Source organism: Comamonas halotolerans (assembly GCF_030162935.1).
Classification (GTDB): Bacteria; Pseudomonadota; Gammaproteobacteria; order Burkholderiales; family Burkholderiaceae_C; genus Comamonas; species Comamonas halotolerans.
In genome coordinates this window covers 264,454-285,324 of the sequence record NZ_JASAUZ010000001.1, presented here as the reverse complement: position 1 = coordinate 285,324, position 20,871 = coordinate 264,454, and the positions used below count along the sequence as shown (strand labels likewise).

At 55.2% G+C, this 20,871-nt stretch carries 19 protein-coding genes and 1 riboswitch; of the genes, 8 read left to right on the top strand and 11 right to left on the bottom strand.

Annotated elements, in window-relative coordinates; translation table 11 throughout:
• Window positions 1–26: 26 nt before the first annotated feature.
• Both QEP11_RS01280 and QEP11_RS01275 read left to right on the top strand, forming a co-directional pair.
• A complete protein-coding gene (locus QEP11_RS01280; protein ID WP_284334753.1) occupies window positions 27–911 on the top strand; it encodes a branched-chain amino acid ABC transporter permease in 885 nt (294 codons plus the stop codon).
• Window positions 912–925: 14 nt separating this feature from the next.
• A complete protein-coding gene (locus QEP11_RS01275; protein WP_284334752.1) occupies window positions 926–1,921 on the top strand; it encodes a branched-chain amino acid ABC transporter permease in 996 nt (331 codons plus the stop codon).
• Between the two features lie 80 nt (window positions 1,922–2,001).
• Here QEP11_RS01275 and QEP11_RS01270 read toward each other — a convergent pair whose 3' ends face one another.
• Together QEP11_RS01270 and QEP11_RS01265 are read right to left on the bottom strand one after the other, a co-directional pair.
• Window positions 2,002–2,922 (bottom strand): transporter substrate-binding domain-containing protein, encoded by a 921-nt coding sequence (locus QEP11_RS01270; RefSeq protein WP_284334751.1) that lies wholly within the window; start codon window positions 2,920–2,922, stop codon window positions 2,002–2,004.
• A 120-nt stretch (window positions 2,923–3,042) separates the two neighbouring features.
• On the bottom strand, window positions 3,043–3,840 hold the full coding sequence (locus tag QEP11_RS01265) for a tRNA-uridine aminocarboxypropyltransferase (RefSeq protein ID WP_284334750.1): 798 nt from the start codon (window positions 3,838–3,840) through the stop codon (window positions 3,043–3,045).
• 187 nt (window positions 3,841–4,027) lie between these two features.
• Between QEP11_RS01265 and QEP11_RS01260 the strand changes: the two genes are divergently transcribed.
• Window positions 4,028–5,116, top strand: a complete 1,089-nt coding sequence (locus QEP11_RS01260; RefSeq protein ID WP_284334748.1) for an NAD(P)-dependent alcohol dehydrogenase — start codon at window positions 4,028–4,030, stop codon at window positions 5,114–5,116.
• A 60-nt stretch (window positions 5,117–5,176) separates the two neighbouring features.
• On the opposite strand, the gene QEP11_RS01255 is transcribed toward QEP11_RS01260, so the two are convergent.
• Window positions 5,177–5,788 carry a class I SAM-dependent methyltransferase gene (locus QEP11_RS01255; protein ID WP_284334747.1) on the bottom strand — a complete coding sequence of 204 codons (612 nt, stop codon included), beginning with the start codon at window positions 5,786–5,788 and terminating at the stop codon, window positions 5,177–5,179.
• A 636-nt stretch (window positions 5,789–6,424) separates the two neighbouring features.
• On the opposite strand from QEP11_RS01255, the gene QEP11_RS01250 reads away from it, so the two are divergent.
• On the top strand, window positions 6,425–7,399 hold the full coding sequence (locus QEP11_RS01250) for a Bug family tripartite tricarboxylate transporter substrate binding protein (protein WP_284334746.1): 975 nt from the start codon (window positions 6,425–6,427) through the stop codon (window positions 7,397–7,399).
• 796 nt (window positions 7,400–8,195) lie between these two features.
• Here QEP11_RS01250 and QEP11_RS01245 read toward each other — a convergent pair.
• The 4 genes from QEP11_RS01245 to QEP11_RS01230 form a co-directional block, all read right to left on the bottom strand.
• Window positions 8,196–8,582, bottom strand: coding sequence for a VOC family protein (locus QEP11_RS01245; RefSeq protein WP_284334744.1), 387 nt, complete (start codon window positions 8,580–8,582; stop codon window positions 8,196–8,198).
• Window positions 8,583–8,895: 313 nt separating this feature from the next.
• Window positions 8,896–9,117 carry a DUF3079 domain-containing protein gene (locus QEP11_RS01240; RefSeq protein ID WP_284334743.1) on the bottom strand — a complete coding sequence of 74 codons (222 nt, stop codon included), beginning with the start codon at window positions 9,115–9,117 and terminating at the stop codon, window positions 8,896–8,898.
• 341 nt (window positions 9,118–9,458) lie between these two features.
• Entirely contained in the window at window positions 9,459–9,875 is a 417-nt protein-coding gene (locus tag QEP11_RS01235; RefSeq protein ID WP_284334742.1) for a VOC family protein, read from the bottom strand.
• Between the two features lie 20 nt (window positions 9,876–9,895).
• Window positions 9,896–11,716 (bottom strand): 3'-5' exonuclease, encoded by a 1,821-nt coding sequence (locus QEP11_RS01230; RefSeq protein WP_284334741.1) that lies wholly within the window; start codon window positions 11,714–11,716, stop codon window positions 9,896–9,898.
• A 392-nt stretch (window positions 11,717–12,108) separates the two neighbouring features.
• On the opposite strand from QEP11_RS01230, the gene QEP11_RS01225 reads away from it, so the two are divergent.
• Window positions 12,109–12,765: a DUF924 family protein gene (locus QEP11_RS01225; protein ID WP_284334740.1), complete on the top strand. Its 657-nt coding sequence runs from the start codon at window positions 12,109–12,111 to the stop codon at window positions 12,763–12,765.
• Between the two features lie 128 nt (window positions 12,766–12,893).
• On the opposite strand, the gene QEP11_RS01220 is transcribed toward QEP11_RS01225, so the two are convergent.
• Window positions 12,894–13,160, bottom strand: coding sequence for a hypothetical protein (locus QEP11_RS01220; protein WP_284334738.1), 267 nt, complete (start codon window positions 13,158–13,160; stop codon window positions 12,894–12,896).
• A 493-nt stretch (window positions 13,161–13,653) separates the two neighbouring features.
• On the opposite strand from QEP11_RS01220, the gene putP reads away from it, so the two are divergent.
• From putP to QEP11_RS01205, 3 genes are all read left to right on the top strand, one after another.
• Window positions 13,654–15,168 (top strand): sodium/proline symporter PutP, encoded by a 1,515-nt coding sequence (gene putP / locus QEP11_RS01215; RefSeq protein WP_284334737.1) that lies wholly within the window; start codon window positions 13,654–13,656, stop codon window positions 15,166–15,168.
• Window positions 15,169–15,316: 148 nt separating this feature from the next.
• Window positions 15,317–15,550, top strand: a riboswitch (cobalamin riboswitch).
• Between the two features lie 70 nt (window positions 15,551–15,620).
• Complete coding sequence (locus QEP11_RS01210; protein WP_284334736.1) at window positions 15,621–17,543, top strand: TonB-dependent receptor domain-containing protein; 1,923 nt, start codon at window positions 15,621–15,623, stop codon at window positions 17,541–17,543.
• 118 nt (window positions 17,544–17,661) lie between these two features.
• Window positions 17,662–18,150: a hypothetical protein gene (locus tag QEP11_RS01205; RefSeq protein WP_284334735.1), complete on the top strand. Its 489-nt coding sequence runs from the start codon at window positions 17,662–17,664 to the stop codon at window positions 18,148–18,150.
• A 57-nt stretch (window positions 18,151–18,207) separates the two neighbouring features.
• Here QEP11_RS01205 and QEP11_RS01200 read toward each other — a convergent pair whose 3' ends face one another.
• The 3 genes from QEP11_RS01200 to QEP11_RS01190 form a co-directional block, all read right to left on the bottom strand.
• The gene (locus QEP11_RS01200; RefSeq protein ID WP_284334734.1) at window positions 18,208–18,354 is read right to left on the bottom strand and encodes a hypothetical protein; all 147 of its coding nucleotides are present in this window, start codon (window positions 18,352–18,354) and stop codon (window positions 18,208–18,210) included.
• A gap of 136 nt (window positions 18,355–18,490) precedes the next feature.
• A complete protein-coding gene (gene miaA / locus QEP11_RS01195) occupies window positions 18,491–19,486 on the bottom strand; it encodes a tRNA (adenosine(37)-N6)-dimethylallyltransferase MiaA (protein WP_284334733.1) in 996 nt (331 codons plus the stop codon).
• 39 nt (window positions 19,487–19,525) lie between these two features.
• Window positions 19,526–20,716, bottom strand: a complete 1,191-nt coding sequence (locus tag QEP11_RS01190) for a multidrug effflux MFS transporter (RefSeq protein ID WP_284334732.1) — start codon at window positions 20,714–20,716, stop codon at window positions 19,526–19,528.
• Between the last annotated feature and the right edge of the window lie 155 nt (window positions 20,717–20,871).

The window sequence follows — 20,871 nt, the reverse complement described above, 5'->3', positions numbered from 1 at the left end:
CTAGTCCAAACAAAAGCGTCTCTCTCATGGAAATCTTCGGTGTTTCACTGCCGGGCCTGCTCAGTCAGCTGTTGCTGGGGCTGGTCAACGGCTCGTTTTATGCGATCTTGAGCCTGGGGCTGGCTGTGATTTTCGGCTTGCTCAACGTCATCAACTTTGCGCATGGCGCATTGTTCATGCTGGGGGCCATGGTCACCTGGATGGCCATGAATTACCTTGGTATCAACTACTGGGCCATGCTGATTCTGGCGCCCATTGTGGTTGGCATTTTCGGGGTGCTGATTGAACGGCTTTTGCTACGCTGGATTTACAAGCTCGATCATCTTTACGGCCTGTTGCTCACTTTGGGTTTGTCGCTGCTGATTGAAGGGGTGTTTCGTTCCATCTATGGGGTATCGGGTCTTGGCTATGACACGCCGGAGCTGCTGGAAGGTGCAACCAATCTGGGCTTCATGATCTTGCCCAACTACCGCGCCTGGGTGGTCGTGGCCTCGCTGGTGGTATGCATTGCAACCTGGTATGTGATTGAGAAAACGCGTTTGGGAGCCTACCTGCGTGCAGGCACGGAAAACCCACGGCTGGTTGAGGCCTTCGGTATCAATGTGCCCGTCATGGTGACGCTCACCTATGCATTCGGCGTGGGGCTGGCCGCATTTGCCGGTGTATTGGCAGCGCCTGTCTATCAGGTCACACCTCTCATGGGGCAAAACCTCATCATCGTGGTGTTTGCGGTGGTGGTGATCGGGGGCATGGGCTCCATCATGGGCTCCATCCTCACTGGTCTTGGTCTGGGCGTGATTGAAGGCCTGACCAAGGTGTTCTATCCCGAGGCATCTTCCACGGTGGTGTTTGTCATCATGGTCATCGTTTTGCTGATTCGCCCCGCCGGCTTGTTCGGCAAAGAGAAATAAGAGGGGCACACACCATGAACTTCAAGAAACTTGCATTCTTTGGCTACGGTTTGTTGCTGCTGGCCCTGATCGTGGCGCCTTTCCTTGGCGCGTATCCTGTGTTTGTGATGAAGCTGATGTGCTTTGCACTGTTCGCTTCCGCCTTCAATCTGCTGCTGGGTTATACCGGCTTGCTGTCTTTCGGCCATGCGGCCTTTTTGGGCGGTGCAGCTTACGTGGCGGGCCATGCCATCAAGGTCTGGAGTGTGACCCCCGAGGTGGGCATCATTCTGGGCACCTTGGGCGGTGCGGCGCTGGGCCTGATTGCCGGTTGGCTGGCCATTCGTCGCCAGGGTATCTATTTCTCGATGATCACACTGGCGCTGGCGCAAATGCTGTTCTTTGTGGCGCTGCAAGCACCGTTCACCGGTGGCGAAGATGGCTTGCAGGGTGTGCCACGCGGCAAGCTGTTTGGAGTGATTGATTTGAGTAGTGATCTGACCATGTACTACGTGGCCCTTGTCATCTGCGTGCTAGGTTTTATGGTGATTGTGCGTACCGTGCATTCACCGTTTGGACAGGTGCTCAAAGCCATCAAGGAAAACGAGCCTCGTGCCATTTCGCTGGGCTATGACGTGAACCGTTTCAAGCTGCTGGTGTTTGTGCTGTCTGCTGCACTGACAGGGTTGGCGGGCTCGCTCAAAACCGTGGTGCTGGGTTTTGCCACTTTGTCGGACGTGCACTGGACCGCTTCTGGTCACGTGGTGTTGATGACGCTGATGGGGGGCATGGGCACTTTGTCTGGCCCGATTGTGGGATCGGCCATTGTGGTGGCTCTGGAGAACAAGATTGGTGATCTGGGGTCCTGGCTGGCCAAGCTGACAGGCTTTGAGTGGTTCGCCACCTTGGGTGAATCGGTCACCATCGTTACAGGCTTCATCTTTGTGGTGTGCGTGCTGGCTTTCCGCCGTGGAGTGATGGGGGAGCTGATTGCCTGGATTGCACGGCGCAGAGGCAATAGATCGCTGTAACCCGTGTTTCATTCAAACCATAAAAGAACCGCCTCAAGAGGCGGTTCTTTTATGGCGCATTGTTGTTGTGCTTGGGCAGATCAGCGCATGCTGTCAAATTGCTCCACTGGCACATCATTGGGATTGGCCAGCATCTTCCTGAGCGTATCGCCCATGGGCAGGTTCAAGTTCATCTGCTTGGGAGGAATAGGCTGGTTATACCACTTGGCGTACAGGCGTTCCAGCTCTCCGTTGGAGATCATCTGGCGGATCACGTCATCCACGGCTTTTTTGATTGCAGGGTCGGCCTTGCTGAACTGGATGGCGATAGGTTCGGCACCAATCACTTCGCCCACAATCTTGTAGCCCTCCGGGTTGCGGCTTTGTGCAATCACGCCCGCAAGCATGTTGTCGTCCAGCACAAAGGCGTCCACACGGCCTGATTCCAACAGCAAGAAAGCTTCGTATTGGTCTTTGGCCATCACGGTCTGGAACTTGATGCCATGCTCTGCAGCAAAGCGGCGCAGAATTTGCACTGCGGTGGTGCCAGTCAACGCACTTACCTTTTTGCCGTTCAACTGCTTGAAACTGGTGATGGCTTGGTCTTTGGCGACGGCCATGCGCACTTCGCTCACATAGGTTGTCAATCCAAAGGCGACTTGATCCTGGCGCTTGAGGCTGTTGGTCATGCTCGCGCAGTTGAAGTCTGCTGTGCCGTTCTGAATCAACGGCATGGTGTTCTGTGGTGTGAGCACCATGTATTTGAGCTGAGCCTTGGGCGCAATCGTATGCACGACTTTCTCACACAGCTCGGTGTGATAGCCCACAAATTTCTCATTGGCTCCCAAGGCGTACGACATGGGCGTAGCGCTCTCACGCACTCCCAGCACCACTGTGCCTCCGGCCTGCCAGCGCTGCAGCGTGGGCGATTCGGTAACGGGTGTCGCAGCGTGCGATGCAGAAGCAAAAACGGCTGCAGTCAGTGCAGCCGAGGCAAGGGAAAACTTCACAACAGACTTCATGGGAACTTCGCAATAACTTTCGCTGTCGACGGTGTGCGGCAGCTGTCATTGCAAATTGTCCCACCGCCTTAAGACATTCCCGTGTTATGCAAATTCCAGGTGCGACCGAGGTGGTCGCAACTATGGCGAAGCTGCCAACAATTGCTGCAAGCCCTGGTGTGTCTCACTGTTCAGTTGCGGTGGCAATTGGTGTTTGGCGTGCAGGTAATGGTGGGTGTAGACATCCAAGTAACGTTCCAACACCTTGCCTGCATGTGTGTCACGGGGATGAGCGCTCAATTCCAGGCACAGGGCTGCGACTTCACTGGTGCAAAAATGGTCATCCCTGTTGGTTCGGCGCAATTGGTAGTGCGAGATTTGCTCAGGTTGCAAACCCAGTACTGGAAAACAATCCAGATACGGGCTTTTGCGGAACATTTTGCGTGCTTCAGACCAAGTGGCATCAAGCAAGATGAACAAAGGGCGCTTTCCTGATGCGCTGGCGCTGTCTGGCAAGGCATGGATCGCTCGTTCAGGTGGCTGCACGTATTCGCTGGGGAAGACCACATAGGGCTGCCACTGCGGGTCATTCAGCAGTGCCAGCAAAGCCTGATCAACTTCAGTGCGGCTCCAGCCGAAGGCAAATGTGTCTTGAACGACATCAGCGACCAGCCATCCCGTGTTGCTGGGTTTCATCGGCTCGGCATCATGCATCAGCAAACATATGCCCGCATAGGTTGGCAGCATGGGGCGCAGCGCACATATGCAGTGGGACGGGCGCAAGCGGCATCCTTCACAGCGCTCTCCTTTGGGGCCTCCGCGGGCAAGAAATGGGCGAGTGCTGCGTGCAAGTCGGGCTGCACGCAAGCGTGCTACGGCATGGGGAAAAGTTGAGCGGGAGGAGGGCATGGGCAGGTGACTGATTGTCGCTGTTTGCATGGTTCTTTGCTGTGCTCAGGCATGTACCACATCAAGCCTGCATGCAGTAAATCAGTATGTATGGTGTCTGTGCTTGACCTGCTCGCACGAAGTTCTATGCTGGTCCTTGCAAAACATGGTCAGGAATTGCTGTCAGCTGGAGCAGCCCTGCCGTGTTTACACAGCATTTCCAGCGAGAGGAAAAACCATGAAAATTACTGCTGCCGTTACGCCCGGCCAAGGGCAAGGCTTTGTGTTGCAAGAGGTGGAACTAGACCAGCCACAAGCGGATGAAGTGCTGGTTCAGATGGTGGCCACAGGGGTATGCCATACCGATGCAGTGGCGCGAGACCTGGCGATTGCGCCGCTGCCTGCCGTATTGGGCCATGAAGGGGCAGGTGTCATTGCGGCGGTAGGCAATGCCGTGAAAGATGTGGCTGTGGGAGACCACGTGGTCATGTCGTTTGCCCACTGTGGCTGTTGCAGCCATTGCCTTACAGGCCACCCCACTGTTTGCAAGACTTTCAATCCACTGAATTTTGGCGGCGTACAAGACGACTACACCACGCGTTTGTCGCTGGATGGCAAGCCTCTGTCGACGTTTTTTGGCCAGTCCTCATTCGGTACATATGCCGTGGCGCATGCTCGCAATGTGATCAAGGTAGACAAAGATGTAGATCTTGCATTGCTGGGCCCGCTGGGCTGTGGCATTCAGACTGGGGCAGGTACGGTGCTCAATCGCTTGCGTCCGGGCTTTGGCTCAACCATCGTGGTCTACGGCTGCGGGGCGGTAGGCATGTCTGCGGTCATGGCAGCCAAGATTGCAGGCTGTGCCCAGATCATTGCCGTGGATGTGCATGAGTCACGCCTGGATCTGGCCTTGGCCTTGGGTGCCACCCACGCGCTGAACGGCAGCAAGGTGGATGTGGTGCAGGAAATCAAAAAGATCACGGACGGTGGCTCACACTACGCAGTTGAAACCACCGGAGCACCAAAGGTTGTCAGACAGTCGCTGCAGGCGCTGCGACCCTTGGGCACTTGTGCCATTGTTGGCGTAACGCCCGAGATGCCGATTGACGTGCACAACGACATCATGGCGGAGGGCAAGAGCATGGTGGGAGTGATTGAGGGTGACTCCGTTCCGCGGGTCTTCATTCCCCAATTGGTGAGTTATTTCAAGGCGGGGCGCTTCCCGTTTGACCGGCTGGTGAAGTTCTACGCATTCGAAGACATCAACCAGGCTTTTGAGGACTCCAAAAACGGGAGCACTATCAAGCCCATTTTGAAATTTGCCTGACGCATTGGCGCGCACGCAAAAAAAGGGGGTATCTGACGCCCCTTTTTTATACAAGCAGCTTCAATGTCCGCCGCCTGCACACTCCAGCTCAAAGACTGGCACCGCAGATTTGCGGCTCAGCCAAAGACCGCCTCCAAGCTCACTGAAGTTCTGTGACAAGCCTTGGCGATACAGTGCCGCCCGGTGGCGGAAAAGACGCGGGTCAGTCAGTTCTTCGTCAATGATGTCGCGCTCATAGTCTTCGCGCGCGACAGCTTCCAGATAGAGTGCTCCGCGTGTGAGTTTGCCCAGATTGCCCAAAGCTGTCTTGAGATCGGCAGGGCTCAAATAGGGCAATACACCCTGGCAAATCACCAGATCAAAAGGCTGGCAGGAAGCATAGTCCACCACAGAGCCGCGTTCCCAGCCAAAACGGCCACAGAGGTATTCGCTGAACTCCACGCCGTGGTAGGTGCAGCCTGGAAACTGCTTTTGCACCACGTCTTTCCACAGGCCGATACCGCAGCCCACATCGAGCACACGAGCTACTGGCACGCGCAAGTATTTCAGGTAACTGCACACAAAAGTGCCCAGCCGCTCAATGTGCTCCGGGTCCACCACGCTGGTCTTTTTGTCAAAGTAAAAGCGCTGGTAGTACGCCTCGTCAAACCATTGATCACTTGCTGATTGCACGCATTCTCCTGAGTGAGGTGCCTGCACGCACGGGCAGGCGGATGACTAGTAAGTGCGGCCAAGTATCCGGCACTCTCTTTTTCGGCATGGTGCAGTGCGGTATAGCGAGAGTGCACACCATGCAAGCACTTTAGTCAGCCTTGCATCATTCTTGAAATGCTTCTTGTTCTGCTGATGCATGGGCCATGGCATGGCTCAAGTCAGCGCTTGCCCGTGACGGCCAGATCGTTTGATTCAAAACCATGCATGCACAAACTGTTGTATTTTTGACAATAAATTGCAGTTTGCTGGAGTTGGCTGTTCTTTGGTGCAGCACTAAATGTCCAGCTTCTCTCTTCCGTACGCAGCTTTTTGGCGGTCTTTAAATATTGCTTGCAAAAAATGATTGTCTCCATCAAGAAGAAAGCATCCGCGATAAAGTTTTTTTGCGAGCAAAGCTTTTTGGCATTCTTTAGATTTGTAAAAAACGTTTTCTAGAATCTGATGGAAATGATGTGAGAGGGTCAAGGGGGCGGCGGTTGCCGTGGTGAATTCCAAGCATCTACGGGCGCAGGATGGTAATCCGGCTGTGCATGCGTCCTTCACTGAATTCAATCTCACCGTGGATAGTCGATATTCAACGAGAAAGCGTTGCACATGATTTCGCGCCGCCTTTTTTTGGCAACTTCTGCCGCAACTGCTTTGTGGCCTTTGAAGGATGCGCTTGCCATTAAGCAAACTGTCCGACTGGTTGTTGGTTTTGATGCTGGAGGTCCCAGCGACTTTGTGGCGCAACTGCTGGCACAGAACCTGGCGAAAGAGTTGAACGTTCCTGTGATTGTGGAAAATCGGCCCGGTGCTGATGGCCGTATCGCAGTGGATTTGGTCAAAAAGGCAAAGCCTGACGGGCGGACGTTGCTGGTTACAGCTTCGGCCATGCTTGCCGTTTATCCGCATATCTACAGCAATCTCACTTATGACCCTGTCGTGGATCTGGCACCAGTAGCGTCGCTATGCACATTGCCTTATTGCATCAGTGTTGGAAATGGTGTGCCGGATAGCGTACGCACACTTCAAGAATTTTGTGAGTGGCTTAAGCACAAGCCCGCTGCGGCTGTATATGGGACCCCGGGAGCATGCACACCTCCACACTTTCTAGGAGCCATGTTTGCTCAAGGCTGTGGGGCTAAATATTCACATGTGCCCTACAGAGCGGGCCTGTCTGCCGTGCAAGATGCAATGGAAGGGCAGATATCTTCAAGCTTCAATCTGGTGTGCGATTCTGTCCCCTTTGTCCATAGCGGAAAACTGCGTGCTTTGGCTGTCTCCAGCGCTCAGCGCATACCTCTGCTACCTGAGGTTCCAACCTTTGCCGAGCAAGGAAGGTCGGATTTGACATCCGAAGAGTGGTTTGGCCTGTTTGCGCCCGTGGGGACTGATCCTGCATGGATCCAAACCTTGTACAAAGCTTCGCGCAAAATTTTTAACACCGGTCCTGTGCAAAAACAGCTGTATGAGATGGCTTGCAGTCCTGCTGTTTCAACGCCGAAAGAGCTGGCAATCACTTTGCGCAAAGATATAGCCAGGTGGGTTCCTGTTGTGGCGCGTACGGGTCTCAAGGTGGAGGCTTAAGAGCAGAGTCAGCACTTGCTTATAGATGCAGCAGGTAATTAGCAGCGTAGCAATGGGAGAGTTTTTACTTTTGCTGGGTCAATGCGCTGGAAAATTTGCTTATTAGAATGATCGCGTGCAGTAATTGGTAGAACTCTTTATAATTCGTCCGTTGTTTGCGCAAACAATGCTGATCTCACGCCAGTACGTCGAGCACTTCGACGAGAAAAAGAAAAGTGACAGCTGCAGAGACGTTCTGCCGTAACACGGTGATCGCGTAAGAGTCGCCGTCCAATACCTTCAACAAAGCCCGCTGAATGCGGGCTTTGTTGTTTCTCTCAAATGAGCTTCGCCAAGAGCGTGAGTTTCGGCGGGCGGGAGTGATGGGTGCTTCCCAAGCCGCCGCTTGTCTAAATGCAACGTATTCATGGCGCTCCAAGAACTATTCGGAATCAATGTGAGCGTTTGCATTCACTATTTCCTCACGGAGATTGGCTTGCTCGACAGCGCAGGAATTTGTATGTCACAGACCATGCTCATGCTGCCCCGGAGGATGTCGCAGAGATGCTGGTGCAGTGCCTGGCGCATACGTTCCCGCTACCAAGGAGCAGACAAGCAGCGCGGTTGTATGGCATGGATTCCGAGTGAGTGACTGAGCTATGCTGTGGCTAAGGCAAGTGCAATCGACACTGATGTGCAGCACTGTCCTTGCTCCAGATAAAAAGCCACCGAGAGGTGGCTTTGCTGTAGAAGTCGCCGAAGATCCGGGTGTTCAATACCTGCTTGCATCCCTGCGGCGTTTGCGGATGTGTCGTGTTCAAGCCGTTTTGGGAGGGCGGTGCATTACGCACACCTTGTTGCCTGATGGATCACGCAGATACGCCAGGTACAGCTTCATGCGTTCATCACCGCGCCAGCCTGGCGCATCTTCAATGGCGGTTCCGCCAGCTGCCAGGGCTGCTTCATAGGCTTGCAATGCCTGCTCCACCGATTCGGCAGCAAAGCCCAGCGTAAAACCATTGGCTGCTGTAGCAGGCTCACCATTGATGGGCGTGGTCACACTGAAAGTATTGCCTGCATGGCGCCAGAAATAGCGATGGCGATCCTGGGAGCCGGGCTTGGCTCCGAGTGCTCCCAACAGGGCGTTGTAAAACTTCACTGAAGCATCAAGGTCATTAGCGCCGAGCATGACGTGGCTGAACATGGTTGTTGTCTCCTCTGTGGACGGGGTTGTGGACCAAGGACAAACAAGTATGGATGTTGATCGCTTGTTCTCAAGCATGCTAACGGTGACGCATTACTTGGCGCGTCACCGAGGCGATGGAGGGAATTATTTTTGATAGCGATTGAACGCTGCCGTATCAACACTTAAGTCGGATTAGGATGCATATTCCTAAGCTTGCTAACCACACCCGGGAAGATAGAGACTTGTGGCTGAGATGAGGCATGAATCCGAAGCTAGGGCGGAAGCAAGACAAGCCCAAGCAGTGACGCATCGGTACGGACGCCCACCGGTCTTAATGTTCAGCTTTGGTGGCAAGCTCTGTGTGGCAAAGTTTGGTGTCATTGGTCGCCGTGCCTTCAAGAATCTGTTCCCAATCGTCGCCCCAGAACTCACAAGGATGTGGCGTGCGGTCTGCGCCATTGCCGCAGCGCATGTCGTCGGCTGGACAATACAAGTCGCATCCCCAGCATAGACGTTCAGGGTGGGCTGGGGTAATCGGGAATTTTTTTGCCATCGTTGGGGGCGTTTGCGGGCGTTGCTTCAGTCACACAAGGAGCTTGCAATCTACGCCCAAACGGCGTGTGCAAAGTTTGCGAGAGATCACAGACCAGTGGTTCAGTGGTGGCTGCCAAGCGCTTTGGCGCGAAGGAACCGGTTTGTCGTGCTGCCGGGCGAGGTACTTCCATTTGCATCGCAAAATAAAAGTATCCAAGACATAGGTGACGCTGCCGAGGAGTTCCGGCAAAACGCGCTGCGCATCTGCGTTGTCCCAAGCAAACAGCCTGCCAGCAGTCAGGGAAGTCGGCTTGCTACCTGTGCGGCGATTAGGCGCACAGGTGTTGAACCCGTGCGAACTTAGGTGTCTGCTGATTCAGGCTGAACCCAGATTTCACGAAACATCAAACATAGCTTATGTCCAGACGGGTCCCGCACATAGGCCAGGTAGCGCTCATTGCCAGGCGCTTTGCGCCAGCCCGGAGGGTCTTCAATCATCACGCCGCCGTGGGACAAAGCAGTCTCCAAAGCCTGGTGCAGTTGCGTGATGGAGTGGGTTTTAAAACCGAGCGTAAAACCGTTGTAGTGCGTGGCAAGTTGCCCATCACGTGGCAGCGCCACCATCAAGCGCGTGCCATCGTGATCCCACACATAGCGCTCAAAGCCATTCACATTGATATAGGTACTGGGTGCAGCCCCCAAAACGGCCAGCACGGCGTCGTAAAACTGGCGGCTGGCTGCGAGGTCGTTGGTGCCTAAGACGAGGTGGGAGAGCATTTTGTAAAACCTATCCTCATTTATATGGCCAATAAAACTTTTGTTGATCTTGTTGCAGCCACATAAGCCAGCTTGGATTCCATTTCCAAATCTTCTTGGCTCATCTTGTCTTTAGGCTCTGACGTCAAAACCGCCACCACCGGCCATTCCAGCCCCTTGCTCGCGTGCATGGTCATGACTTTGATGGTGTTGTCTTGCGGATGAAAGTCGCCAGATCTGCGGCGTACCTGGTGCGGCAAACCTTTGCGAGAGAGGGCCCGACTGCAGATGTCCATGCTATCCCAGTCGCGGCAGAGAACGGCCATTTCGCCCCAGGCGTTTCCTTGGGAGTGTTGGTCGGCCAGCAGTTCTGCAATCTTGGCAGCGCGTTCTGGCAGGGTGGGGAGCTTGATGACGATGGGCTCAGGTCCTTCGCGCCCGCAACCCATGGGAGCAAGCAGGGGGATGCTGTCTTCATCTTTGGCATCTTCAGCGTTCAACATGCTGCCTGCCACTTGATGCGCCAGTTTCAAAATCTGTTTGGTGTTGCGGTAGTTGATTTTGAGAATGGTGGTTCGCCCGCTGGCCTGGATGCCTACGCTTTTCAAGCTAAACCCCATCTTGCCGCTTCGGCGGTAGATGCTTTGCGCGTCGTCATACAGCAAGAGCAGGCTGTTGGTGTGTGGATCCACCATTTGGGTGACGAGCTTGAGCCATTCGGGTGCAAAGTCATGTCCTTCGTCAATCAAAATGGCGTGGTACTGGCCTGCGGGGATATGGCCTTTGTCCACACCTGCTATGACACGCTCGGTGAACTCCGCAAACAGCCGGCTGCGCGGAGTGTCGGGAGGTGGCAGTGTCTGGTTGTACGCAATCAGTTGAGCGCGTGTCCATCTGTCCCAGTGGACGCAGTGCACACGGTCTTGCAGGCCTTTGCTTTCCATGTGAGCGGCGAGTTTGACGGCCAGCGGTTCGTTGTAGCACAGCACAAGAATAGGCTTGCTTCCAGGGCCCTGGCTCTGGGCCAAATGCTCGGCACGATAGCCCAAAATCATGGTTTTGCCAGAGCCAGCAACGCCGTGGATGACGCGGTGCCCATCGCCCAGGCTGCGGGCGAGCTGCTCTTGCTGCAAGTCCATGACGCGCATGATGTCAGGCAGACGTTCTTCAGCGGCATTTTCTGCAGCAGCTTCAGCGTTTGGAGTATCAAAAAGATTTTGCTGCTGGGGTACCCGCACTTGGGGAAAGAGTATCCAGCGCACGCGATCAAGCTGTGGCAAGGTGATGGCACTCTTGCCAAAGCTGTGTGGAAACATATTCCACAAGCGTTCCTGGAAGGCCTCGGCCTCCACGTTTTCAAACATTTCGTCTTGACAAATCACTAGGCGTGAGGGAATGGCCATATCCAGCCCTGCAGCTTCAAACTGTGCACGCGTGATACGGGTGAAGACGACTCCGTAGCCCCAGGGGAATATGAGCTTGCCCCTGTGCGCTCCATCGGGTTGCTGCAGTTGCGGGTCCCTCTGCAGTGCATTGATGACCTGGATGGCGCAGTGACGCGCCTGCATCAAGGGGCTGATGACGACTTTGAGCTGATTGGTGCTGTTGGCCAGAATTTCAAAGCGCTCGCGTGTAGCGCTGCGAATGGTGCTGGGATGCCAGTCTTTGGTTTCCAGAATCAGCGCACCACGCAGAGGATGAAGTACAACAAAGTCTGGATGGGTTTGTTTGGGGCCGATGGGTACGTCGTACCAGAGCAGGTAGTCTTCTTCCAGTTTCTGCTCCAGCCGCTCTGCTAAACGCTTCTCGCCAGAGGTCATGCGGCTCAAGCATGTGCTTAAGGCAGGGATAAGGGTGGCCATGTCTCGCTGATGTGTACTGTTTGCCTTGGGTTGGTGCTGTGGTTCGGTATCAAACAGTTTGGGTTTATCTGATAAATGAAAAGCACTCAGTCATGCGTACAGAACCAAGAACGCTGTTTAGGATGAAGAACTCTAGGTAATGTTTCTAGCATTTTGGGGCTGTAGCTTTGTTGAAGCGGCAAGGCTATTGTTTGGGATGCGGCGTTGTTCTTTGTTGACCAAGCGCATCAGTTGCATACTCCAGCGCCTGAGTTCGTGGATGAGGCAAAAACTTCATGCGCAGGGCAGGCTTGATCTTTAAGGCGGTGGCATGCACCATGCAGAAGAAACGCTTGCTAGGACTTGCAGCCTTGAATGCGTTGTGTTTTTTCGAGTTTCATAAAGGATTGCCCATGTCTGAGCCAAGCAAACATCTGTCTTTACCCGTGGCACATGTATTGGACCCCCGTCTGTCGCAAGTTCTGGAGTATTGGTTGGGTGCGGAGCTACCCAGCAATGAGACTGCGTTGACGCGTCAGCCACTATGGTTTACCAAATCTGAAGACACGGATGAGGAAATTCGCCACCTGTTCGGTGCAGTGCTGCAGGAGGCACTGGCGGGCAAGCTCAATGGCGAGGCCTTGGAGTCGCCGCTAGGCATGCTGTCGGTGTTGATTGTGCTGGATCAGTTCACGCGCAATGCTTACCGGGGGACACCCAAGAGTTTTGCGGGTGATGCCCGAGCGCGCGAATTGGCGCTCAAGGCGATTGATCTGGGCTGGGATGTAGATGACAGCATCCCTACGGTGGCTCGCATCTTTATGTATTTACCGCTGGAACACACCGAAGATATGGGCATGCAGGAGCACAGTGTGGTGGCGTTTGAGCAACTGCATCAGGAAGCACCGCCTGATTTGCGAGAGTTCTTTGCCAACACGCTGGATTACGCCATCAAGCATCGAGAGGTGATTGAGCAGTTCGGCCGGTTCCCTCATCGCAACGCTATCCTCGGGAGAGAGAGCACTCCAGCTGAAAAAGCGTACTTGAGTCAGCCGGGCGCAGGGTTTTAAGCGGTACTGACTGGTCGGGACAATTTAAAAAGCTGTCCTGAATATGCAGGGCAGCTTTTTCTATGCTTCTTTTTTGGGGGGCTTGAGATGCAAGCCTGTGGATTGGGGGGGAGTGGCCCCAAGCAAGATCAGTATTTGCTTGGACGGCGGCCTGTGAGTGACCAACCGGCATGCATATTGTTCTTGTCGTTTTCGTATTCCCAATTGGTACCACAACGCTCGCATACATAGCGCGTGATCGTTACGGTGCCGGTTTCTCGCTCGCGCTTGTAGTTGTCGCCTTGAGTGAGTTCTACGTGGCCTGGAGCCTTGCGCCAGTTGCGCTGGATGCCAGCACAGGAGTCGCACATTTCAATTTTCTTGAGTTCGCTGGCGCGGTCGTTATCTTGGGTCATGGTTGAATTCTTGGTAGATCTTGCAGATTAGTAATGAATTTTGCCCTTGCTGACCGTTAAAGCTGGGCGCACGGTCTTTCAAGAGGCCTGAGAGGGTGCAAAGTCAGATCTGCTGCGCAGCGATCTGGAGTCAGCGCACGTGGCGTTGGCTTGAGGGAAATCGTCTGTCGGGGGATATGTGCTGCTATTCCTCTTGATGGTCAAGCGAGCCTGGAGACTGAATGCGAGCAGGCGTTGGGCGTCATAGGTGAATAGCTGCTCTCAATCCCTATGAGCGCTAGGCGGCATAGGCCGTGACTCACGTCGCATATTGAAACACCTGTTCAAATCGAGGGCTGGCATGGGTGTGATTACTCCATGCATGGGCGGCTTTCGCTCTCGTTCGGATTCCTTGTGTCGGTTGGCTGTAGCTGAGGTGGGGGCCGGGTTCGTGCGAGTGAACGCGTAGGTGAGGCCGCTAAGCAATAGACAAGACATTGGAGGAAAGTTACGAATGACTGCCAACATACCCACGCTGGTAACGTTTGCTGTGTACCTGATAGGCATGCTGATGATCGGGTGGCTGGGCTATCGGGCCACCAGCAATCTGTCTGACTACATTCTGGGGGGACGTAGCTTGGGCAGTGTGGTCACGGCGCTGTCAGCAGGGGCTTCGGATATGAGTGGCTGGTTGCTGATGGGTTTGCCGGGTGCTGTGTTTTTGTCCGGATTGTCGGAAGCCTGGATTGCCATCGGTCTATGCATTGGTGCCTGGCTGAACTGGCGCTTTGTAGCCGCTCGTCTGCGTGTCTATACCGAAAAAGTAGGCAATGCATTGACCTTGCCTGACTATTTCACCAACCGCTTTGAAGACAAAAGCAGCCTGCTGCGCATCGTCACGGCGGTGGTGATTCTGGTGTTCTTCACCATTTACTGTGCCTCCGGCGTGGTGGCCGGGGCGCGCTTGTTTGAGTCCATGTTTGGCATGAACTACCAGACAGCGCTGTGGGTGGGTGCAATAGCAACCATGGCTTATGTTTTTATTGGTGGCTTCCTGGCGGTGAGCTGGACGGACACCATTCAGGCGGCGCTGATGATTACGGCACTGATTCTGGCTCCGTTGATGGTGATCTATGCCGACGGTGGGATTGCCGCATCTGCTTCGGTGATCGAGTCTGTGCGTCCCGGTGCTTTTGACATGATCGGCAAACTGGATGTGATAGCTGTTGTGTCGCTGCTGGCCTGGGGCCTGGGCTACTTTGGTCAGCCGCACATTCTGGTGCGTTTTATGGCTGCGGAATCGCTGCAAACCATTCCCAAAGCTCGCCGCATTGGCATGAGCTGGATGGTGCTGTGCCTGGGTGGTGCGGTTGCCGTCGGATTTTTTGGCATTGCCTTCTTCGGTCAGCGCCCAGACGTGTCTGGCATGGTGAATGCCAATGAAGAAACTGTGTTTCTGGAAGCCGTCAAGTTGCTGTTCAATCCCTGGATTGCGGGTGTGTTGCTGGCGGCAGTGCTGGCTGCGGTGATGTCAACGCTGTCGTGCCAACTGCTGGTGTGCTCAAGCGCATTGACACAAGATATCTACAAGACCTTTTTGCACAAGGACGCCAGCGAAAAGCAACTGGTCTGGTTTGGCCGTGCCATGGTCTTTGCGATTGCGGTAATTGCGATTGTGATTGCGCAAGACCCCAAGTCCATGGTGCTGGGCATGGTTAGCTACGCATGGGCAGGTTTTGGGGCTGCATTTGGTCCCATCGTGCTGCTTTCACTGCTGTGGAAACGCATGACACGCAATGGTGCTTTGGCTGGCATGGTGGTGGGAGCTGTGACGGTATTGCTGTGGAAGACTTACGGCGTGCCCGTCAAGGAGATCTATCCCCTGTTCCGCCTCTATGAGATCGTTCCTGGTTTCTTGCTCTCTTCCATCGCCATTGTCGTGGTGAGTTTGCTGGGGAAATCTCCATCGACGCAGATGCTGCAATTGCACGCCGAAGTGGAAAAAGAGATAGCCACCCATGGGCAATGAGCAGCGGAGCTTGCTTTGAAAATTTGAAAACCCCGCACAGGCTTGCCTGTACGGGTTTTTTGTTTGAAGGAAGCCACGATGGCATGGAGCGCCGTGTGCGTGGAATCAGGGTTGTCGAAACAGCGCAACGATTGAGCGACTGCAGGCAGCATAAAATCAGTGTTTTGGTGCTCGCAAAGTCATTCTGACTTTGCAGTTAAACGGGAAACGTGGGTGTCTTGGTGTCTGAATACCAATACGCTGCACGTACTGCCCCCGCAACAGTGTGTGCATGGGTTCTGCGGAACCAGCCTGTCTGCTTTGCCACTGGAGCTTGCTGCTCTGGGAAGGCTATGACAGTCGGTGCATCAGTCTGGATACCGGCCAAATAAAGCCCCAGCATGTAGATTTTTGACGCAGGCTGGAATGTGTGAAGCACAGGCGGGGACGCCGGTGTTAACGTTTTTACATCCATGCAAACGATAAATTTTTCCTTGCCTGAGGGTGAGGGGCTGCGCGCACTTGCCCGTTTCCCTATGGCAGCAATTGCGCTGACCGCAACATTCACCACTTTGACTGCATCTGCACAAGACATCGCCCAGCCCACCATGGTGGTGACAGCGACCCGCTCTGAAGCCAGGCTGGACGAAACCCTGGCAGATGTGCGTGTGATTACGCAGCAGCAGATGGAGAGTGTGGCAGGCCGATCTTTGGCAGAAGTGCTGCAGCGCTTTGCCGATGTACGCATGGCCAGCAATGGCGGGCGTGGCAATACACAAAGTGTCTACATTCGCGGCAGCAACAAAGTGATTGTGCTCATTGATGGGGTGCGTTATGGATCGGCCACCATGGGCACGCCGACCCTGGAAGCCTTGCCACTGGAGGCCATTGAACGTATCGAGGTGGTGCATGGTCCCGCTTCTGCCTTGTATGGCAGCGATGCGCTTGGCGGTGTGATTCAGATTTTCACGAAGCAGGGCAAGGGTGAGCGCAGGGCATTTGCACCGCATGCTTCAGCCACCTGGGGGAGCGCAGGATACAAAGCGGCGGACGCAGGCTTTGCTGGCGCACAAAATGGCTGGAATTACAGCGTGGATGTGGCGCGTGTGATTGATCCCGGCTTTTCTGTGACCAATTCCAACTCCAGTGATTTCGACCCGGATCGTGACAAGTTCAACCAGTCTTCGGTCACAGCGGCTCTGGGTTATGCCTTTAACCGCGATTGGCATCTGGGTCTGAACTTCATGCGCTCCAACGGATATTCGGAGTTCGATCAGCACTATGTCTACCTGCCCGACAATAGCTCGGCTTTGGTGGGTCACTCCTTCAATGAGCTGGAAGCGCAAACCCAGCAGATCAAGCTGCAGGGTCAGATCACAGCTGCATGGAAAAGCACCTGGAGTGTGGGGCAGTCGCGTGACCACCAGTCCGCCCGCCACACGCTGCGCGCAAGCGCAGCCAGCTATCGAGATCTGTTTGAGACCAAGCAGACCGAGTACAAGTGGAGCAACGAGATCAAGACGGCATATGGCCCTGTAATTGCAGGCTATGAGCGCCTGGACCAGCGCGTGAATTCCACGGAGGTTTACACCGAGCGAAAGCGTACCACCGACGCTTTTTACTTGGGCTGGAACGGCGCTGTTGACAAGCACAGCTGGCAGGCCAATGTGCGCCATGACGACAACTCTCAATTTGGCAGTTTCAACACCTGGGGCGTGGCCTATGGCTATGAACTGGTGCCCGGTTTGCGTGCCCATGCTTCGCGTGCGCGTAGCATGAAGGCTCCTACGTTTAACGATTTGTACTATCCCATCTCTGGCAATCCTTTGCTGGAGCCAGAGCGCGGGCTGAACAATGAGTTGGGCTTGACCTGGAACATTGGTGCGCACACCGTCAAGCTGCTGCGCTTTGATAACAAGGTGAGCAATCTGATTGCGTGGGCACCGGTGGATGTGAGTAATCCCTTTAGCTTGTGGCAGCCTGCGAATGTGAACCGTGCCCATTTGAAGGGCTGGTCGCTGGGCTACAGCGGACAGTGGCAATCCTGGACAGGATCTGCCAGCTATCAGCATCTGGATGCTTACGACGAGAGTACGGGCACGCGCATGACCGACCGTATGGCAGAGCACCAGGTGACACTGAACCTGGAGCAAGCCGTTGGCGCATGGAAGTGGGGCACCGCCGCAGTGTATGTGGGCAAGCGCACAGACAGCAAGGGCAGTGTGGCGCTGCCTAGCTACACCACCTGGGATGCGCATGTGCAATACCAGTTGAACCCGGAATGGAGCTTGCAAGCGCGTGTAGCCAACCTTACGGACAAGCAATATGAGACTGCTTATGGCTATCAGCAGCGTGGCCGTATGGGCTATATCACGCTGAAGTGGGCACCACGCTAAGACAAGGCACGGCGACAGTCATGACACAGCGCGCAGGGCTTGCTCTGCGCGCTTTTTGGGTGAAATGGCAGAAACGATGAAACCAAGCAAAAACTGGGATGAGGTGTGTTATCCCTTTATGCATGAGACCTCATGTCTGTGTGATTTTGAGGTTGTGACCGATGAGTGGTGCACGCTGATCGGGATGGCGCTGTCTGCGACGCCTGCTGATTTTGCAGATATTGCAGCAGATCTGGATCGGATTCAGCCACTGGCATTTCATGTCAATGGCTCGATACGCGGCAAGTTGGCCATTGAAGAAGCCGATGTGCAGTTTGTGCTGGAGCGTATTGGGCATTACCGCCAAATATTGGGCGAGCGTGCGCATGCTTTTGTGCTGCCGCGTGGAGCCGCTCCCGTGCCGCAGCTGCATCAAGCACGCTCAGCGGCCAAAAAGGCACTGCGTGCCATGGTGCGTGTTGAGCAGGAAGGGCGCGCAGTGCCAGATGTGCTGCCTCGCATTTGCAATGCCCTGTGCAATCTGTTTTTCTTGATGACGCTGGTGGTGAATGCCCGCCGTGGTGTGCAAGAGGTGCCGTTTGTGAGCAAGAGCTATAAGGCGCGCTGAGTCACAGCTGCTACAGCTGCCAAAGCTTTCATAGCTGCGCAAAGGCAGCTTGGGGTGTCAGCGATGGTGCTCCACGCTGGCGTCAATTTCACCGAAAACCGTAATCCCGCTGGCGGTGGTGTCAGAGGCGGGGTAGTAGTGGTTCTGTGCACAGCCACTCAAGGCTGCGGCGATGGCAAAAATTACAAAACACGTTTTCGGCATAACAATCTCCTTCGCTAAAGCCTAATGCAGAGGCTGTACGCACCGCGTAAGCAGGCGTAATTCAAGCGCAGCCCTCATCGCATTAAAACGGAATGCGTATCCCCGACAGCGATGCTGGTGTAGTGGTAACAGCTATTTACGAGTGTTTGATACAGTTCAGGGCTGCCTGTACCAAGTGCATGGTGGCCATGGGATCGTCACAGGCAATGGTGTGGCGCTGGGGCATGCTGCGCAGCCAGGTGATTTGCCGCTTGGCCAGTTGGCGCGTTGCGGCAATGCCTTTTTCACGCACCAGGTGCCAGTTGAGGTCTGGCGCTTCTTTGCGTGCCTGCCAGTCCAGCTCTTCCCACACTTGGCGATAGCCCACGCAACGCATGCTGGGCAAGTCGGCATGCAGGTCGCCGCGTGCACGCAGGGCTTTGACTTCCTCCACAAATCCACCTTGGAGCATGGCCTCAAAACGTTGGGCAATACGCTCGTGCAGCCAGGCGCGGTTGTTGGGCTCCAAAGAGAACAAGGTGCAGTCAAATGCGGGTTGCGTGTTCTGCGCTCTTTTCTTTGCTTGGTGAAAGCTGGACAGCGGCTGGCCCGAGACGTGCCAGACCTCCAGGGCACGCTGGATGCGCTGACTGTCACCGGGTGCCAGGCGGGCAGCAGTTTCTGGATCCACCTTGGCCAATTCGGCGTGCATGGCCGGCCAACCGATTTCTGCAGCCTGTGCATCGAGTTTGGCGCGCACTTCAGGGTCTGCGGCGGGCATTTCATCAATGCCGTCAAACAGCGCCTTGAAGTACAGCATGGTGCCCCCTACCAACAAGGGAATTGCACCACGGCTGCGAATCTCAGCCACCAGGCGCTGTGCGTCTTGCACAAACTCTGCTGCGCTGTACGACTGCAACGGGTCCAGGATATTGATCAGGTGATGAGGCACTGCAGCCAGCTCTTGGGGCGTGGGTTTGGCGGTACCAATGTCCATTTCACGATAGACCAGAGCAGAGTCCACACTGATGATTTCACAGGCTTGGCCGCGTTGTGCGAGCACTGCAGCCAGTGCCAGAGCACCGTTGGTTTTGCCGGAAGCAGTCGGGCCTGCAATCGCAATGCAGGGGAGGGGGTGGGTGGAGTCAGTCAAGATCGAAAACGGAAAACAGGTTCAAACCAGGCAGCGACTTTAATGCGCGCTGGGCGCGCCGTGGCGGCGCACCAGTGTCCATGATGCCAAGGCCGCAGCCAAACACCAGAACGTGAGCCCGAAAACCAAGGGATAAACAGTGCCATTGAAGCTGCCGCCCAGGATTCGTCCTGAGGCAAAGGCGAACAGTGTCATGACAAAGCCATTGAGTGCAGAGGCCATTCCCGCGGCTTGAGGAAAAGCGCTGACCGAGCCACTTTGGCCACAGGGTTGCTGAATGCCGTGGGCCAGGGGGAACAGCATGCACACTGCTGCGTAGCTGAGGCCACTTTGCACCCCTGCACAGGCCAATGTCAGCAGCAGCGTTGCGCACAGCACGGCAATGCCTCCAGCAATTGCCACGGTATTGCGCACACCAAGGCGCAGCAGCAACCTGCGGCACAGCATGGTGCCAAGGATATAGACTGCGCCGTTGCAGGCCAGCATCCAGCCTACCTGTGCTGCCGTCCAGTCAAGCGCTTGTGTAAAGACGAATGGCGCAGCCGTTAAAAACACCACCAGGCCGCTGTATGAGCACGTGGTGGTGGCGGTATAGGCCAGAAATGTACGATGGCGTCCGATGTCTCTCCAGCTGGCGAGCAAGCGCCGGGGATGCAGTGCATGCGGATTGCGATGCTGCAGGCTTTCGTGAAAGTGCTGCCACACCAGCCACCACGCAGCCATGCCGATCAGCGTCAGTGCCACCATGGTTGCACGCCAACCCATGTGTATGGCCAGCCAGCTGCCAATCAATGGGCTGCAGCAGGCCAGGGCGCCCAAACCTGACAGTGCTTTGGACATGACATGAGCGCCTTCCACGGGCTGGTACAAATCGCGCACGATGGCGCGTGCGGCCATCACCACGGCCCCCATTGCCACGCCTTGAAAGGTACGAAAGGCTATCAAGGCATCCATGTGAGGGGCCACGGCGCAGCCGAGGGCTGCGAGCGCATACAAGCCAATACCGGCAAGCAGGATGGGGCGGCGACCCCAGCGGTCGGACATCGGCCCCCACACCAGTTGAGAGCATCCAAAGGCCAGAATCAATGCGTAAAACGTGGTTTGCGTTTGAGCGACGGTGGCTTGCAATTGCTGCGCCAGCAAGGGCATGGCGGGCAGGTACAAGTCGGTGGTCAAAGGTTGAAAACCCAGCAGCAAAGCGAGCAGGCCAATGACAAACAGTGGGGACATGGCCGCAGTTGAGGGTGCAGGAGAGGAAGAAGCAGACACGGGCACGCAATCGCAATCGAAAAAATCAGCAAGACACCGCCTTGCAGCGGCGCGTGCAGACTAACAGAGGGGCATGTGTGTGGTGTCGCTTAGTTCGCACACTTGGTAAATATGCA